The sequence below is a fragment of the Bacillus jepli genome (assembly GCF_047238305.1).
GTDB lineage: Bacteria > Bacillota > Bacilli > Bacillales > Bacillaceae_L > Ferdinandcohnia.
Window position 1 is genome coordinate 555,283 of sequence record NZ_JBDFMO010000001.1, and the last position, 17,044, is coordinate 572,326.

At 37.8% G+C, this 17,044-nt stretch carries 17 protein-coding genes and 1 riboswitch; of the genes, 8 read left to right on the plus strand and 9 right to left on the minus strand.

Going from position 1 to position 17,044, the window contains the following annotated elements; translation table 11 throughout:
- Nucleotides 1–3: 3 nt before the first annotated feature.
- The 7 genes from ABC371_RS02745 to ABC371_RS02775 form a co-directional block, all read right to left on the minus strand.
- Nucleotides 4–636 (minus strand): SCO family protein, encoded by a 633-nt coding sequence (locus tag ABC371_RS02745; protein ID WP_412895472.1) that lies wholly within the window; start codon nucleotides 634–636, stop codon nucleotides 4–6.
- Nucleotides 637–729: 93 nt separating this feature from the next.
- Nucleotides 730–2,421, minus strand: a complete 1,692-nt coding sequence (locus tag ABC371_RS02750; protein WP_412895473.1) for a cbb3-type cytochrome c oxidase subunit I — start codon at nucleotides 2,419–2,421, stop codon at nucleotides 730–732.
- 14 nt (nucleotides 2,422–2,435) lie between these two features.
- Nucleotides 2,436–2,903 (minus strand): cytochrome c oxidase subunit II, encoded by a 468-nt coding sequence (locus ABC371_RS02755; RefSeq protein WP_116354698.1) that lies wholly within the window; start codon nucleotides 2,901–2,903, stop codon nucleotides 2,436–2,438.
- 11 nt (nucleotides 2,904–2,914) lie between these two features.
- Nucleotides 2,915–3,064 carry a cytochrome c oxidase subunit 2A gene (locus tag ABC371_RS02760; protein ID WP_412895474.1) on the minus strand — a complete coding sequence of 50 codons (150 nt, stop codon included), beginning with the start codon at nucleotides 3,062–3,064 and terminating at the stop codon, nucleotides 2,915–2,917.
- A gap of 295 nt (nucleotides 3,065–3,359) precedes the next feature.
- A complete protein-coding gene (locus ABC371_RS02765) occupies nucleotides 3,360–3,965 on the minus strand; it encodes an SAM-dependent methyltransferase (protein ID WP_412895475.1) in 606 nt (201 codons plus the stop codon).
- Nucleotides 3,966–3,994: 29 nt separating this feature from the next.
- Nucleotides 3,995–4,879, minus strand: coding sequence for an RNA polymerase sigma-70 factor (locus ABC371_RS02770; RefSeq protein WP_412895476.1), 885 nt, complete (start codon nucleotides 4,877–4,879; stop codon nucleotides 3,995–3,997).
- Between the two features lie 16 nt (nucleotides 4,880–4,895).
- Nucleotides 4,896–6,140, minus strand: coding sequence for a phytoene desaturase family protein (locus ABC371_RS02775; protein WP_412895477.1), 1,245 nt, complete (start codon nucleotides 6,138–6,140; stop codon nucleotides 4,896–4,898).
- A gap of 365 nt (nucleotides 6,141–6,505) precedes the next feature.
- Between ABC371_RS02775 and ABC371_RS02780 the strand changes: the two genes are divergently transcribed.
- Complete coding sequence (locus tag ABC371_RS02780; RefSeq protein ID WP_412895478.1) at nucleotides 6,506–7,675, plus strand: IS256 family transposase; 1,170 nt, start codon at nucleotides 6,506–6,508, stop codon at nucleotides 7,673–7,675.
- A 466-nt stretch (nucleotides 7,676–8,141) separates the two neighbouring features.
- Here ABC371_RS02780 and cyoE read toward each other — a convergent pair whose 3' ends face one another.
- Nucleotides 8,142–9,044: a heme o synthase gene (gene cyoE / locus ABC371_RS02785; protein ID WP_412895479.1), complete on the minus strand. Its 903-nt coding sequence runs from the start codon at nucleotides 9,042–9,044 to the stop codon at nucleotides 8,142–8,144.
- Between the two features lie 341 nt (nucleotides 9,045–9,385).
- On the opposite strand from cyoE, the gene ABC371_RS02790 reads away from it, so the two are divergent.
- Both ABC371_RS02790 and ABC371_RS02795 read left to right on the plus strand, forming a co-directional pair.
- Nucleotides 9,386–9,832, plus strand: a complete 447-nt coding sequence (locus ABC371_RS02790; protein WP_412895480.1) for a hypothetical protein — start codon at nucleotides 9,386–9,388, stop codon at nucleotides 9,830–9,832.
- A complete protein-coding gene (locus tag ABC371_RS02795; RefSeq protein ID WP_136379827.1) occupies nucleotides 9,820–10,107 on the plus strand; it encodes a YxcD family protein in 288 nt (95 codons plus the stop codon). Before ABC371_RS02790 ends, ABC371_RS02795 begins: the two co-directional genes overlap by 13 nt.
- A 34-nt stretch (nucleotides 10,108–10,141) precedes the next feature.
- Here ABC371_RS02795 and ABC371_RS02800 read toward each other — a convergent pair whose 3' ends face one another.
- Nucleotides 10,142–11,332, minus strand: a complete 1,191-nt coding sequence (locus tag ABC371_RS02800; RefSeq protein WP_412895481.1) for a sensor domain-containing diguanylate cyclase — start codon at nucleotides 11,330–11,332, stop codon at nucleotides 10,142–10,144.
- 218 nt (nucleotides 11,333–11,550) lie between these two features.
- Nucleotides 11,551–11,635, minus strand: a riboswitch (cyclic di-GMP riboswitch).
- Between the two features lie 279 nt (nucleotides 11,636–11,914).
- Here ABC371_RS02800 and ABC371_RS02805 point away from each other — a divergent pair.
- The 5 genes from ABC371_RS02805 (at nucleotide 11,915) to ABC371_RS02825 (ending at nucleotide 17,025) form a co-directional block, all read left to right on the plus strand.
- Nucleotides 11,915–13,024 carry an ABC transporter ATP-binding protein gene (locus ABC371_RS02805; protein ID WP_412895482.1) on the plus strand — a complete coding sequence of 370 codons (1,110 nt, stop codon included), beginning with the start codon at nucleotides 11,915–11,917 and terminating at the stop codon, nucleotides 13,022–13,024.
- Nucleotides 13,014–13,832, plus strand: a complete 819-nt coding sequence (locus ABC371_RS02810) for an ABC transporter permease (RefSeq protein WP_412895483.1) — start codon at nucleotides 13,014–13,016, stop codon at nucleotides 13,830–13,832. Before ABC371_RS02805 ends, ABC371_RS02810 begins: the two co-directional genes overlap by 11 nt.
- Nucleotides 13,822–14,625: an ABC transporter permease gene (locus tag ABC371_RS02815; RefSeq protein ID WP_412895484.1), complete on the plus strand. Its 804-nt coding sequence runs from the start codon at nucleotides 13,822–13,824 to the stop codon at nucleotides 14,623–14,625. The genes ABC371_RS02810 and ABC371_RS02815 overlap by 11 nt, the downstream gene beginning before the upstream one ends.
- A complete protein-coding gene (locus ABC371_RS02820) occupies nucleotides 14,622–15,695 on the plus strand; it encodes an ABC transporter substrate-binding protein (protein ID WP_412895485.1) in 1,074 nt (357 codons plus the stop codon). The genes ABC371_RS02815 and ABC371_RS02820 overlap by 4 nt, the downstream gene beginning before the upstream one ends.
- A gap of 325 nt (nucleotides 15,696–16,020) precedes the next feature.
- The gene (locus ABC371_RS02825; protein ID WP_412895486.1) at nucleotides 16,021–17,025 is read left to right on the plus strand and encodes an ABC transporter ATP-binding protein; all 1,005 of its coding nucleotides are present in this window, start codon (nucleotides 16,021–16,023) and stop codon (nucleotides 17,023–17,025) included.
- Nucleotides 17,026–17,044 lie beyond the last annotated feature (19 nt).

The window sequence follows — 17,044 nt, forward strand, 5'->3', positions numbered from 1 at the left end:
AGCTTATTCCCCCTTTTCTGTTTCTAAGATGCTAATGACTTTGGCAGCCGCTGCATCGATTTCTCGATAATCCATGACATCAATCAAAGAACCGCTCCCATCTACTAAATAAAAAGCTGAGTTATGTGTAAAATTTCCTCTTCCATCTGGGATGACAATGACACCAAATTCATCAAGAAGGGTTTGTAATTCGTTTTCGTCTGAAATCCTTGCCATTCTCCATGTTTCTCCGTCTGATCCAAAATAGGTTCGATACTTACTCAAGGTTGCTGGGTCATCTCTAGTTGGATCAAAGCTTATGCTTAAAAACACGATCTCTTTTCCAAGGTATTCTTGTGGGATTTGCTCATAAACCTGTGCCATATTCATTTCCAATTGCGGACAAACCGTTGTACAAGATGTATATAAAAATGTGATAAATACAAATTTATCTTGAAACTCAGAAATAGGATATGTTCGTCCCTCGCTATCTTCAAAAGTTACATCTGGAAATGTTGGCTTTTCCTCTATTAACTGATTAACTCTTGCTGTTTCTTCAGTAAATGCCTGAAATCCATCGGTTCCCGTATAGAATAGTACACATCCAAATAATAATATGAAAATACAAGCGAATGTCTTCCGATTTTTTTTGATCACGAAGATCACATCCTATTTCTATTTTTCCTTTAATTATAGAAAGAGATAGCCGTTGTTTTCGCTACCTCTTTCTATTTGTGCGTTACCTCAGGCTTACCAAGTCTTAAATGGTGGTGATCCTGGAGGTGCATTTACAATCATATCGGTTAGTGGTAGTACATATGCCATTGCGATGACGAGAATCATTAGCACTACCCATAATCCCCAACGCTCTGTCCAAACTGGAGTTTTTGAAGCATTTTCTTCTACTTCGGCGATTGGGAATTCTGTTACCCCTTTTGGTGCAAAGAACATCATGTTAAATGCTGCATATACTTGGATGATTACTGCGACTAATAATAAGGTTGCCCCGATACCAACAACCATCATAAATGGTTCCCAGCCTGCAGCCTGCGCACTACCAAAGTAGTCTGAGAAAGATGTTCTACGTGGTGAACCGAGTAATCCAACTGTATGCATTGAGCCTGACATTAAAATCATACCAATTGTCCAAATGATGGTTTGAACAACACCTAATTTATTCATTCCTTTTGTCATTACACGACCTGAAATATGTGGGATTAACCAGTAACTAATTCCAAAGAAAGTCATTACGACTGACATACCTAGTGTTAAGTGGAAGTGTCCTACGACCCACATTGTGTTGTGAACGACTTGGTCAAGTTGGTTTGTTGTTTGAGCAATACCACCTGCACCAGCTGGGATGAAGGCTGCCATCGCGATGAATGGGGATAAGAAGCGAACATCGCCCCAAGGTAATTTCTTGAACCATCCTAATGCGCCTTTTCCACCTTTTGCTCTACCTGTACGCTCAAATACTGCAAACATTGCCCATGCCGTCATTAATGATGGGAAACCGATAGCCAAACTCATGAATACGTGTAGGAATTTTACTGATAAGTTAATTCCTGGGTCAATGATTTGATGGTGGAATCCACCGGTAATGTTCATGATAACTAATGCGATAACAACTACACGAGTGAGTGTGTCACTCCAACGTTTTCCGCCAATAATTTTTGGTACGATTACATACCATGCTGATACTGCTGTTAAATACCAGATGTTAACTGCTGTATGTCCAAAAGCCCAGAATAATGTACGAGAAACCATTACGTTAATTGTGTCTACCCATCCAAGTGACCATGGTAGAATCAAGAATAATACTTCAACTGCGACAAATGCTGTTGCTCCGACTAATAGAATAAATACACCTGTTGCAAAGAAAGAAAGGATTGGTAAATGTTGACCTTTATGATTCTTTCTCCAGTTTGCCACTTGCATAAAAGCTCCAGCTGCTAAGATCCAAATACCAACCACCACTAATGCTAACCCGATATAGAATACAGGGTGTGCCGCCATTGGTGGATAGAATGTGTACATAACAGACGCTTCATTCATTAAGACTGGTATAACTACTAGTACGATACCAACGATCTTCGTCCAGAAACCAACCCACGCCATTTTTCTCACCTTAGGTAGCAATCCACCTAATTCATGTGATAGACCAGCGTAGAAGTAACCGATTGTAAAGAATGCAGACATTACCACTACTAATAATAAACCGTGTGCTGTTAGTACTTGATAATAGTTAAGCCAACTTGGCAATTCTAGAAGACCTGCACGGTTTAAACCTTGTACTAATCCTAAAAGTCCACCTAATAATAATGCGATAAATGCTACTGATAAATAGGATTTTGAGATTTTTGCGTCCTGTGGATTTACACCTAAAACCTTGTTTGCCTTTTCTTTAAAGGTCAAATCTGAGTTATTTAATATAGTTGCCAATGGTCTCCCCTCCTTTATTTCACTGTAATTGTAGTAGCCATTAATTGGTGACCTGCACCACAATACTCGTTACATAGAACTAAATACTCACCAGGTTCATCAAACGTTTGAGTGATTTTCTGAATTTGTCCTGGCATTACCATTGCATTTAAGTTTGTACCTGCGACTTCGAATCCGTGAACAACATCTTTTGATGTCATCGTAAAGTGAACCTTTGAACCTGCTGGTACTTCAATGTTTCCTGGATTAAAGGCGAATACTTCTAATGTCATCACTACTTCATATTCGTTTTCACCAATTTGATATACACCTGGTTTGTCAAATGGTGCTGTTTCGTCAACTTTCTGAGGATCGATTGTTTCCATATGACTTGGCGGTCCCATTTCTAATGCAAAGGTTTGGTAGCCAGTGATAAGCATGAATGCCATGATCATACCGAAACTGATTGTAAGCCATATTTTTTCATCAAGATGCATTTTCATTTTTACCCCTCCTAGAATCTAGACATGAATAGGCCGAATAGTACTATATACGTAAAAAGAATGACTGCTCCAACAACACCGACTGAAATCCAAGTCCCAACTAAACGACCTTGGTATCCCCCGTCTGCCTTTTTGTTTTGGTTAACTTTTGAAGCTCCCATCCAACTCAACCTCCTTATGTTCTTCTTACTTACATCATAATTAGGAACCATTCTCAATGTTGTGAACTGAATCACACTTAAAGTGTTATTTTTAATACACCCATAAAAAAAAGGACGAAAAAACAGGCTTTTTTCCGTCCTTAAAAACATTCTTTAAATTCAAAAATCGCTCACCATTACTGGTTTTCAGAAACTATTCCCTCCCTTTATTGTTCATTCAAAATCAAAAATGACAAATTGGTGAACATACAGATTTTTACATAAAAACAGGCAACTCCCCTTTAATGGAAGCTGCCTATCCTAGTTGATAAACCATGAATCTCTCGTATGTGTTTTTTTCAAATAACTCTGGAATGATAATCTCTTTCTTTATCTGAAATGGAGTATTATTCTCCAAAAAATAGGTGTAATCCGTAGATCCATAATAAAGAATAACCTCTATTCCACGTGGATCCTTCTCATAGGAACGTAGAATATTGGAAATCGTATGCTTAAAAACCTGAATGGAAAAAGGATTAAAAAAGTAAAATCGATTATCGAGTGGATGAATTTCATAATCCTGTGCGGCACAATGATGAATTTCAATCTCTTCTTTGCGGATACCTGACCTCTTGGCATAACGGTCTCGATTTTGAACGGCATCGTGATATAAGCTTTTGTCAATCTCCACTCCAACAACAGTTGCCTCAAATAGATGATGAATATAAAAAAGCAGCCGTCCCTTTCCGCAACCAAAATCAACAACCCGATCTGTTTCTTTTAATTGATAGTGTTCAAACAAAGCAGCCAGTCCTTCATACGGTGTCGGCTCATAGCGATAATAATGTACAGATGAACTAAACCCCTTTTGTCCCCCACTTGTTTTTACATGTAAAAGTGCATCGAAATACTGATCTTCCATGGTAGTCTCCTTACAACGTTGTTTGCTAATTAAAATTGATATCCACTTATGGCATATGTTAGTTTTTCAGGATTGCGAATGGAAAAGATTTGTGTAATTTGATTGTTTTCTATTTCAAAGCATACCACATTTTCTGGTTGTTGATTTCTTTTGATCAATATGCCGATTTGTCTATTGACGTTTACTAATTCGATCTCCAATTGAGCATCCTGTCCAAACTTTCGAATGAGCCCTAAAATAAAGTTGGCAACTCGTTCTTTCGTTTTGATAGGTACTACTGCAGCCTTGACCTTACCTCCACCATCTGAATAGAGGACGCTGTCATTAGCGAGCATACTAAGCAAGTTCTCCATATTTCCTGTTGTAGCAGCAAGTAGAAAAGATTGAACCAACTGCTGCAGTTTCTCCTGATTGACATGCAAATCTTCTACGTCATCCCTATAATCTAGTTTTTTCTTTGCTCTACTAATAATTTTTCTACAGTTCGCTACCTCTTTCTCAATAATAGAAGCAATGTCATCATATTCATATCCAAATGCTTCTCTCAACACAAACACCGCTCGTTCAACCGGGCTAAGTTGTTCCATTAAAGATAGAAGCGCATACGAAAGATTGTCTTGCAATAAAACGGCATGCATCGGATCAACATCATAGATGATGAGTGGTTCAGGTAGCCACGGTCCTACATATACCTCTCTTTGCTTTCGGGCTGATTTTAAATAATCAATGGAGCGATTGGTCACCATTTTACAAAGATAGGCTTTTGTATTCTCGATTTTGTAATGATCAGTCCTCTCAAAATCTAGTAAAACATCGTGGATAATATCCTCAGACTCTGTAATCGTGCCTGTCATTCGATAGGCAATCGAAAACAAGAGAGGCTTATGTTGCTGATAAAACAGTTCATCCAGCATTTTAGCAAACCACCTTTTATCGTGTGTTTTCAAGGATTAATTGAGCAGCTTTCCTAGCACTTTGAAACGAAGCATCTACAAGCATTCCATCTCCTACCCAGTCCCCCGCAATATAAAACCCAGGTATTTGGTCAACTTTTGGTGATGGTCTTTTGCTTTGATTGGCTAAAGCTAAACCATTTGAAACGGTCATTCTAGGAAGATATCGTTTAAAGACAACATACTCCTTCCAGCCCGGCTGGACTTTATCCATAAAATCGTATAGTTCTCTTTCTGTATTCTCATCAGTGTTTGTATATTTCATAACATGAACAACATGGTAGTCTCGTTCACTTAATTTCGCTATTCTGGAATGATTTGAAAAATAAAACGGGTCTTCTAACCCCAGCGCAAAATCAATTTGAGGGTTTGGTAATCTTGATAAAACAAGGTCCATACAGGCTACTTGAACAGGAATGCTATTTTTTATATCAGGAGTGTTTTCATGTTCTGAAAACATTTTGGCTGTTTCATGAGGAGTTGAAGTTGATAGTACATGGTGGGTAGTAATCGTTTCGTCGTTTGTGTGCACTGTGAATTGTGGAAATGAGCCATCAACCTTTTTAACATTTTGGTTTGTTCGAAAATGGACTCCTACTTCGGTTGCCGTTTTTTCCAAAGCATTTATCATACTTTGCCAGCCGTAATGTAAGTAAATTGCGTTTCCTAATTGAAGCTGTTTTAGGGCTGTACCAGCACTTATCAGTTCTGGTTCATTCGAATACGTAGCTAAACGGGATAGCATTAAAATGAGTTGCCTGGCCATTTCATTCTTCATCTTATGCTGCAGCCACTGACGTAATGGTATATTTTTAATTCTACTTGTATCTATTTTCTTATATTTAATGAAAAAAGAAAACAGCTCTTTCTTAGCTTTCCAATTTAATAATGGGCTTGTTAAGAGACTAATAGCTGTGGCTGGAAGATCATAAATTTCGTCATTATGAAGGATCTTTCCTTTCGTTGGGACGATGCCTCCATCTATTTCAATGCCCAGTTCATTTAAGATTTCTATTGATTTCCCTTTCGAATACAACGCATGTGGACCAAAGTTTAAATATGAATCCACTTTATTCGTTGTTCGCCCTCTCCCACCAAGTGTTTTTGATTTTTCTAAGACTAACACAGACTTTCCAGCCCGCGCTAAGTAGATGGAAGCAGTCAGCCCAGCGATCCCACCACCAATAATGACACAATCCCACGTTTTTTCTTCAATTTGCATAAATATTCACTCCCACTGTTTTCTTTATAATCAAGACGATTGATGGTCAGTTTTTGTGACATCTGAATTTGCCTTTCGAATGTTTTGGTTTTTGGGATGGGATGTGATTGAATTTCTTGTGGTTATTCACTCGGTTAATGTAAGTAACAGGAGAATCTTGTGACAATTGGAGGTAGACATTTTCCTTTATATAGGAGATTGGTGGTGCTCTAGAAATGTTTTAGGGTGTGCGTTTTCCTTTTATTAGGAAATTGACAGCACTCTAGAAGATTAAGTCCGTATAATTGTGTAAAAAGAAAATGAGTCAAATTAATTCCATTTGGCCACAATGTTATCAGCGACGAAAACATAAGGAGGAATTAATCTTGACTCAACTTCAGTTTACCCTTAATTTGGACAATTTAAAAGATGCTGTTATGAATTCTAATATCGAAGCAGTTGTTAAAGCTTCCATAGTTTTAGTACTTAATGAATTAATGGAAAAAGAACGTGATGAATACCTACAGGCAGAAGCTTATGAACGGACTGTTACCCGTCGTGATTATCGTAATGGATATTATGAGCGTGATTTACTACTAGCTAATGGACGAATTACTTTACGTGTTCCTCGTACACGTGAAGGCGACTTTTCTCCATCCATATTTGAAAAGTATGAACGATGTGACAAAGCTTTCGTTCTTTCTATGTTAGAAATGGTGATAAACGGGGTATCAACCGGAAACGTAACTAAGGTTGTAAAGCAGCTCTGTGGTGAAAATGTATCGAAGTCCTTCGTCTCATCTCTTACAGAGAAACTGGAGCCTATCGTGAATCAATGGGCAAATCGACCATTAAATGTCATGTACTATCCGTATATTTTCGCTGATGCCATGTACATCAAGGTCCGCGAACATCACCGGGTAGTGTCGAAAGCAGTTTATATTGCTACTGCTATAAATGAAAAACATCAAAGAGAGGTTATTGGTCTAAAAGTAGATCATGTAGAAAATTTTGATGCATGGCAAGGTTTTTTCAAAGATTTAAAATCACGTGGATTACAATCACCAAAGCTAGTAATATCAGATGCTCATGAAGGATTAAAAAAGGCTATTCAACGCGAATTCATCGGAACCTCTTGGCAAAGATGCACTGTCCATTTTAAACGCAATATTTTGGGGGATCTTCCAAAGAAGAACATGGCACAGGTAATCTTTGATATAAAAAGAATTTTCGGAGCTGTGACAAGAGAAGACGCCTGCACATTTAAGGATGAGTTTATAAAAAGCTATCAGGAAAATTCTAAACTTAAAAAAGCAATACAAATTTTAGAAGAAGGCTTCGAAGATGCCATCCAATATTTAAACGAGCCAGCTCCATATCATCCTTATATACACAGTACAAATTCATTGGAACGATTGAACCAAGAAGTCCGGCGAAGAGAAAGAGTCATAAGAATTTTTCCTAACACTCAATCTGCCTTTCGCCTAATTGGAGCTGTATTAATGGACTACGAAGAGAAACAATTGATGAAAAAACTACCTATCAAAAAGAGATAGAGCGCGAAGCGCGCGAAATTTGTATTGGTTGGAAGGGGGTACCCCCTTCCAACCAATACAAATCAATCCCTTAACACAAATAAATCTAATATCCTGATAAATATTGTTAGCCATAGAATTAATTTTACACAAAATTAAGGGCTTGACTCTCTAGAACAATTTGAGGGTTCGCACTTTCCTTTTATTAGGAGACTGATAGCACTCTAGGACACTTTGAGGGTACGCCCTTTCCTTTTATTAGGAGGCTGATAGCACTCTAGGACACTTTGAGGGTACGCCCTTTCCTTTTATTAGGAGGTTGGTGGCACTCTGAACCACCTTGAGGGTTCACACTTTCCTTTTATTAGGAGGCAGATGGTGCTCTAGACCGCTTTCTACTGAAGCATCCTCTATCGCCCTTCAACAGCTGTATAAAAAACGAAAAAAACCCCGCCACATCAATAATGCAGCGAGGTTTCAATTGATTTCACCCAAGATACTTTGGCAATGTAACAATGACCATTAATAGGAAGATAATTAAGATATAGTTCACGGAATAAAGGAAATTCCAGCGAGCCCATTTTATATCATCCTTGACAGAAAAACCTTTAATACTCAAGATGATCCACCCGATATTAAGCAAAGTCGCAAGGACGACAAAAACCTTTCCTAGTTCGCCTAAAAAGAAGGGTAGTGGAAACAGACAAATAACCCAGAACAGAAAATGTTTCTTCGTTACCTCAAACCCCCGAACGACCGGGAGCATCGCAACGTTTGCAGCCTTATATTCGTCATACTTTCTTATCGCAATTGCATACGTATGCGGCATTTGAAACACAAATAAAATCAAAAAGAGCACAATTGGGACAGTATGATCAATCGGTGCAACAGCAGCCCAGCCCATTAATGGAGAAACGGCGCCTGATACACTCCCAATCACAGTATTTATCGTAAATCTGCGCTTGGACCACATTGTGTACAATATGACATACGTGAACCAGCCCACAAACGTAAAAAAGACGGCTTCATAGGTGGTGAAAAGTAGAGAAACGAATCCTAATACTGTACAAATAATGCCTAAAGCCAATACAAAGTTCAATGAAAAATGACCAGTTACAGTTGGTCGTTTTTTTGTACGGTCCATGACTGTGTCGATGTCAACATCATACCAATTGTTTATGATTAGAGCCCCCGCCATAACGAGCGTACTTCCAACCATTGTATATAGAAACAATCCTAAATTTTCCTGAAATGATGCACCCGTAAAATAAATGGCTAACCAAAATCCTGAAAACACAGGTAGAACATTCGCTAGTAAAACTCCTGCCTTAAAAAGGGATTTAAGATCAGCTATGAGGGATGTTTTTTGTAACTGCACTTCTGTTTTCATTATATATCCTCTTTCCTGCCTTCTATTCCTACAAATATACTATACCATTTTTATAGCCCTTAGGATAAGAAAACCATCTTTTACCTGCGTCTATAGTGAAAACGACCTGAAAAGGGATTTTTTATATCAACTCTTTATTTTAAATTTCTATTGAAAAACTTTTAGCCTTAATGATTTTGTTACAATTTACCAACATCATTTTTATCCATAAAATGAAACCTTCCCCCTTTATCATCGTATATAAAGTAGAAAACTGAGGAAGGTGAATTACAAGAGAATTTCACGATATTAGGTTATAATAGTAAAAATATCAATACTAACTTATGGAGGTACACATTTATATGAAAAAGGTTTTAGCGGCTATGGTAGCACTTACTCTGATTCTTTCGCCACTTGGAAACTTTGTCTTCCAAGACCAAACAACAACTGTTGAAGCAAAAGGCTATAAGTCAGGTAAGAGAGGGTTTAATAATAATATAGGAAACACAAATAAATCCAACTTCCAACAACAACAAAAGAAAAAGGCAGATAATAATGTGACAAACAAGTCTACTACTACAAATCCTAAAGGTGGATTCATGTCTGGTGGATTAATGAAAGGCCTTATGCTTGGTGGACTTGCAGGGTTCCTGTTTGGTGGTCTTCTAGGTGGAATGGGAATGCTCGGCTCATTTTTAGGATTAATGATTAACGTTATAGCGATTTATGTTCTGATTGTCATCATTCGTAAAATCTTCGTGATGATTAGAGATCGTAAGAAAAATGAGGCAGACCCATGGAGACGTTAATTCTTTCTGAACAAGAAATTATTAATGCGGTTTGTGTTTATATTGGCTTGAAAAAACAAGTAAAGCCAGAAGAAGTCGAAGTAGAGCTTATGTATGATGATGACTACGGGTTCTCCGCTGAAGCATATGTCAACGATCGCAAACAGGTTCTCATCATGGCAAACCTAATCGAAGCGATTCGTTTATGGCTTGGAGAATTTCTGAATCGAGACCCATATGCAGGAATCAAGCTTGTATTAGACGATGAAGAAGGCATCATTGCCCATATTAACTAAAATTAAAAAAGCTCATCCAAATGGATGAGCTTTTTTAATTCGCCACGACTATTCGATTTTTTCCATTCTCTTTTGCAGCGTAAAGGGCTTGATCTGCTGCCTTCTTCAACGCATCCACAGTTGTTCCATTATACGGATAGACACCAACACCAGTGCTGATTGAAACGGTGATTTTTTCATCATCAACGATGAGTGGGTGTTCCGAGTAATACTCGTTTAACTTATAGTAGATGTCCTTCACACCCAAATCAATGCGGGTTTTAATAAGAATCATGAACTCATCCCCCGCATATCGATAGCCTTCCATCTTATCATTGCAAAGTGTTTTCATGCCGTCTGCAAGTATTTTTAAATATAAATCACCCGCATCATGGCCGAAGCGGTCATTTACTTGCTTTAAATCATCAGAATCGATCATCATAACTGTAATCTCGCCATCATCATTTCGAATTAATTGTCCTAAATCCTCATGGAAAGCACGATGGTTTTTTAAACCTGTTAATTCGTCTGTGCGGGACATTGTGTAAATTTTTCCGTATAATCGTGCTGTTTCAATCGAATTGATAACTTGAGCACCGATCATTTGCAAAAGGTCCTCGTGTTCCTTCCGATAGGCGAAATCCCTATAGCTTTGTGCTGAAATGACACCTTTTACTTGATCATCCATCACAACTGGTACGAATAAACAAGACCTTGTGTCTTGCTCTCCTTCTCCCATTTTCGTATCATACTCAATGTTTTGATTTCGATGCTTGAGGTGAACGATTTCTCGTGTTTTTATAACCTTTGATGTGTAATTTTCACCAAACTCCACGGTACTTGGTGGGGCAGGTTCACCGTTATCCATAATAAAAATCATTTGAATTTGTGCATCACCAGGATTGTGCAGGGCAATATAAAACGAGTCCGTTGGCATAACGCGTGATACCATCTCGTAGGACTTTTGAAGAAGAACGCTTTCATTTAAAGTTTTGCTGCAAATTTGGGCAAATTCATGAAGGATACGGTAATGCTTGTTCATCCAATGCATATTTTCCATTTGTTCGTTCATTTGTTGGAGTTGGGTTAAAAGGGTGCTAGTAATCTTTTGTTCCTCTTGTTCCTGACCAATCTCGTCAAAAAAGCTACGAGTTTCGTCAGAAATCAGGTTCTTTTCGAAACCAACCTTTTCGACTAATTCACTCAGTTTTCTTAGTACGTTCAGATTCTGGATGGTTTTCTTCATGCATAATCACTTCCAAATTTTTTTAAAGAATGTTCAAAAAACCGGTTGAAAATGGCACTGGTCATGGCGTTTCGTCGACGCGGTCCTTTTCCCCTTCCTTTTGAACATGCTAATTTATCCAAAAATCTAGTAAAATAGTAACAACAATATACTTAATGGTATAAAAAAAAAGACTAATCACACACCGATTAATCTTCGCTCTTACGATACGAGTTTTACTCGGCAACTGGCTGGCATGTCCAACTGGACTAAGCCCCTATAGTTTTGCGTCTTCATCTTTCAATGAATTTGCCTTTCCTTTATACAATTATCTTTAAAGAAAGATTATTTCAAATTGTACTATAATTATATTTCTATTTTCACATTTGGTCAATGAAATTAACCTCACCTTTTTCTAAAAATGTTAATTTATTCCTACTACCAATTTACTAGATTCTTTTTTCGGTCTATATACGATCACTCCATTTATATTTTTACACTTGACTTTATGAATGTTATTGAATTTTTTGCCGATTCGTGTATAATTATGCCGGATTACACAAAAACTATTACCTTATTTTATATAGAAAGAAGGGGGTTGCTATGACCAGTATACCTATTATCCAATTTAAAAATGTGACGAAACAATATGACAATGACCCACCTGTCCTTAACAATGTCAGCTTTGAAATTGAAAGAGGAAAGTTTTATACCCTTCTTGGTCCATCCGGATGTGGAAAAACAACGATTTTGCGTTTGATCGCAGGATTTATCGAACCCTCAGATGGAGAGGTTTATTTTAATGGCAAAAAAGTAAACACCACACCTGCCAATAAGCGTCAGGTTAATACAGTGTTTCAGGATTATGCTTTATTTCCACATCTTAATGTATATGAAAATGTTGCCTTTGGCTTACGAATAAAAAAAATGAAGCAATCTGAAATCGATAAAAAAGTGAAAGAAGCCCTAAGCTTTGTCAATCTTACTGGCTATGAAAACCGCGAAATTAGAGAAATGTCGGGTGGTCAAAGACAACGTGTGGCAATTGCTCGAGCGATTGTGAACGAGCCTGAGATTATTTTATTGGATGAGCCATTGTCAGCACTTGATTTAAAGCTCCGTACAGAAATGCAATATGAACTCCGTGACCTTCAAAAGCGACTTGGTATTACCTTTATCTTTGTCACACATGACCAAGAGGAGGCACTTGCTATGTCTGATGAGATATTTGTATTGAATAAAGGAGACATACAACAAAGTGGCACCCCTATCGATATATATGACGAACCCATCAATCGCTTTGTCGCTGATTTTATCGGAGAATCGAATATCGTAAAAGGAAAAATGCATCGAGACTTTTTAGTTGAATTCGTTGGAAAGACATTTGATTGTGTTGACCAAGGTTTTTCAGACAATGAGCCTGTTGAAATTGTCATCCGTCCTGAAGATCTAGAAATAACCTCTGTTGAAAAAGGAAAGCTTCAAGTTGTTGTAGATTCTCAGCTTTTTAGAGGGGTTCACTATGAAATTTGCGGCTTTGATAAGGATGGAAATGAGTGGCTTGTACACTCTACAAAGAAAGCTAAAGTTGGCGATGAAATCGGACTTTACTTTGATCCAGAGGCGATTCATGTTATGCGGATTGGTGAAACAGAGGAAGAATATGATCGTCGCTTAGAGGCATATGTGGACGGGGAAAGCCATGGAAAATAAGCTGACTCGCAATATATATTTTATCCCTTATGCACTATGGATTCTTGTATTTGTTATTGCTCCGATTACACTTGTTCTCTATTATTCATTTTTTGATATAGAGGGAAATCTATCATTAATAAATTACAAAACATTTTTCACACCAACTTATCTAAAGATGACATTAAGCTCATTTTGGTATGCCTTTTTAATAACAGCTGTCTCATTATTGGTCGCATACCCTACAGCCTATTTAATCACTAGAACGAAGCATAAACATCTTTGGTTGCTTCTCATCATTGCTCCTTCTTGGATCAATCTTCTATTAAAAGCATATGCTTTTATTGGGATTTTTGGAGCCTATGGAACTGCCAACGCGATTCTTGAAGTACTGGGTATCGGCTCTAGACAGTTATTATTTACTGATTTCAGCTTTGTGTTTGTATCTGTTTATATTTTTATTCCATTTATGATTTTACCTATCTTTAACTCATTAGATGAGTTAAATCCAAGTCTATTGGACGCTGCTAGAGACCTTGGAGCATCAAAATGGACAACGTTTCGTCGTGTCATTTTTCCATTAACGATTCAGGGTGTAAAATCAGGATGCCAGGTTGTCTTTATTCCTGCCCTATCATTATTCATGCTTACTCGATTAATTGCAGGAAACAAAGTGATCACACTTGGTACTGCTATTGAACAACAGTTTCTCGTCACACAGGATTGGGGCATGGGTTCGACCATTGCTGTCTTCCTTATTATTTTCATGGTACTAATTATGGTAGTGACTGGAAACCGCAAGAAACGAGGTGCTAAAAATGAGAGATAAACTTACCATCTCTTCAAAAGTATATCTATTTATTATTTTCTTCATTTTATACGCACCGATTTTTTATTTGGTCTATTACTCCTTTAATAGTGGCGGCACGATGAACAATTTCGAGGGTTTTACCTTGGATTGGTATAAGGAGCTATTTGGAGATACACGATTACTCATCATTGTGTTAAATACATTTGTGATCGCCTTGCTATCGGCACTCTTTTCAACGATTATCGGGGTGCTTGGGGCAATTGGGATTCACTCTGTGAGAAAAAGACAAACTCAAAATACGTTATTGTCCTTAAATAACGTTTTAATTGTAAGTCCAGATGTTATCATTGGTGCATCTTTCCTTATTTTATTAACTATGGCTGGAATTAAATTAGGCTTTTATTCTGTACTGCTTTCACATATCGCCTTCTGTATTCCAATTGTCGTACTCATGGTATTACCTAAATTAAAGGAAATGAGCCCAAGTTTAATCGACGCAGCAAAGGATCTTGGGGCAAGCCAGTGGCAAGTCTTAACAAAGGTCATTATCCCTTATATTACACCAGGGATTTTCGCAGGATTTTTCATGGCACTAACCTATTCCTTTGATGATTTCGCAGTTACCTTTTTCGTGACAGGCAATGGTTTCTCAACGCTTTCCGTTGAAATCTACTCGCTTGCACGCCGCGGAATTTCATTAAATATTAATGCATTGTCTACTCTATTATTTATCTTCACAATGCTGCTTGCTGTCGGCTATTACTTTATCGCACAACGTGGTAATACACGTGGATTGGGGGTTCGGAAATGACGAAACTCATCCGTGCTTTCTTAACAATCGTGCTTGTCTCAGCTGGTCTTCTTTATCTGATCCATTATTTAAATTCGTCTCAAGGCCTTGCAAGTGGGAACACCTTGACGATTTATAACTGGGGAGATTATATTGACGAAGAATTAATTGACCGCTTTGAAGAGGAAACTGGAATCAAGGTCATTTACGAAACCTTTGACTCCAATGAAGCGATGATGACAAAAATTGAACAAGGTGGGACAACGTATGATATCGCAGTTCCATCTGAATATATGATTGATAAAATGCGCCAAGAGGACTTGCTTATCCCTCTTGATCATTCGAAGCTTCCAAATTTAAAAAACATTGATGAGCGTTTCATGGATCTTGCTTTTGATCCAGGCAATAAATACTCTGTTCCGTATTTCTGGGGAACCGTTGGAATCGTGTTTAATCCAACAATGCTTGACGGAAAAGAGTTTACTAGTTGGAATGACCTTTGGGATCCTTCCTTAAAGAATGAAATTATCTTGGTCGACGGCGCTAGAGAAATCATGGGAATGGGGCTTAACTCTATTGGGTATTCACTCAATGATACAAATCTTGATCACTTAATAGAAGCGAAAGAAAAACTCGTCACTCTTACACCAAATGTCAAAGCCATTGTTGGTGACGAAGGAAAAGTCCTCATCCAAAATGAAGAGGCGGCAATTGGGATTGTATGGTCAGGTGATGCTGCTGACATAATGTGGGAAAATGAAGATATCGACTATGTGGTGCCAAGCGAAGGCTCGAACCTATGGTTTGATAATATGGTGATTCCAAAGACCGCGAAAAATATTGAGGGTGCCCACCAATTCATTAACTTTATGTTGGATGCGGAAGTCGCAGCGCAAAACACAGAATATGTGAGCTACTCTACGCCAAACAAAGAAGCACTGCAATATATGCCTGAAGATATGGTGACTGATGAGCGATTCTACCCGTCACCTGAGCTTACAGAGAGGCTCGAAGTTTATGAAAACCTAGGCAAAAAGAATCTGGCCATCTACAACCAGCTTTTCTTAGAATTCAAAATGGCGCAGAATTAAATAAGTAAAGCAAACCCCTTATGTATCCGAAACATAAGGGGATTTTTTTGTCCTCCTCCCTTCGTCTCCTTCCTTTTTTCATTTTAATACTTTTCTAATAATATTAAATATTAACATAATATTTTATTCTGAAATAACAATAAAATTTACTTAAGCGATTTCATTATGATAATAAAGCGATTTTTCTCTCTATTAAAAGATTTATATCATTTTTAATCGATTTATTTTTCTTGAAATTCTGATTGCGAGGTGTATAATTATACTTTGTTATTAATATATTACAAAAATTTTAATTAGTATCCCAATATAGAAAGGGGTGGATATTATGGAAGATACTATTCTAGAAATAAAAGGGTTAAAAACCCACTTTCTTACTGATAGTGGACAAATTCCTGCTGTAAACGGGGTTGATCTTTACTTAAAAAAAGGTGAGATCCTTGGAATCGTCGGTGAGTCTGGTTGCGGTAAAAGTGTAACTTCTCTTTCTATCATGCAACTCGTGCAGCATCCAGGAAAAATAGTTGGCGGTGAAATTTTATTTAACGGAGAAGATCTTGTTCTCGCAAAGGAAAAGCGAATGAGACAAATTCGCGGAAATAAAATCGGAATGATATTCCAAGAGCCAATGACATCATTAAACCCTGTATTCACAATCGGGAATCAATTAATTGAAGCTATTTTAATACACAATAAGATTTCGAAAAAAGAAGCCCGAATGAGAGCAATTGAGATGTTAAACCTTGTTGGACTTCCAAGGGCAAACGAATTAATAGATGAATATCCTCACCAATTATCCGGGGGTATGCGTCAAAGAGTCATGATTGCGATGGCAATGGTCTGTGAACCTGAAATTTTGATTGCGGATGAGCCAACCACTGCCCTTGACGTGACCATCCAGGCTCAAATCCTGGAGTTGATGAAAAAGCTAAATAAAGAAACGAATACTTCTATCATTATGATTACACATGACCTTGGAGTCGTTGCGGAAATGTGTGACAGGATAGCCGTTATGTATTCAGGTAAGGTTGTTGAAGAAGGCGATACTAAGTCCCTTTTTAAAAATCCTCAGCATCCTTATACAAAAGGGCTTATCGAGTCTGTTCCAGACGTTCGAACTAAAAAAGACCGTCTATTCTCTATACCTGGCAGTGTGCCAATCCCGGGTTCTATTAAAAAGGGCTGCCATTTTGCAGAAAGATGCCCATATGCATTTGATAAGTGTAGAGAAGTTGCTCCTAGTTTACTAGATGTCGGAAATGGCCAACGTGCAAGATGTCATCTACATGAAACGGAAGCAAAGGCTTTACTCCTACAGGATGCATCACATTAAACGGTAAAGGAGGGAGAAA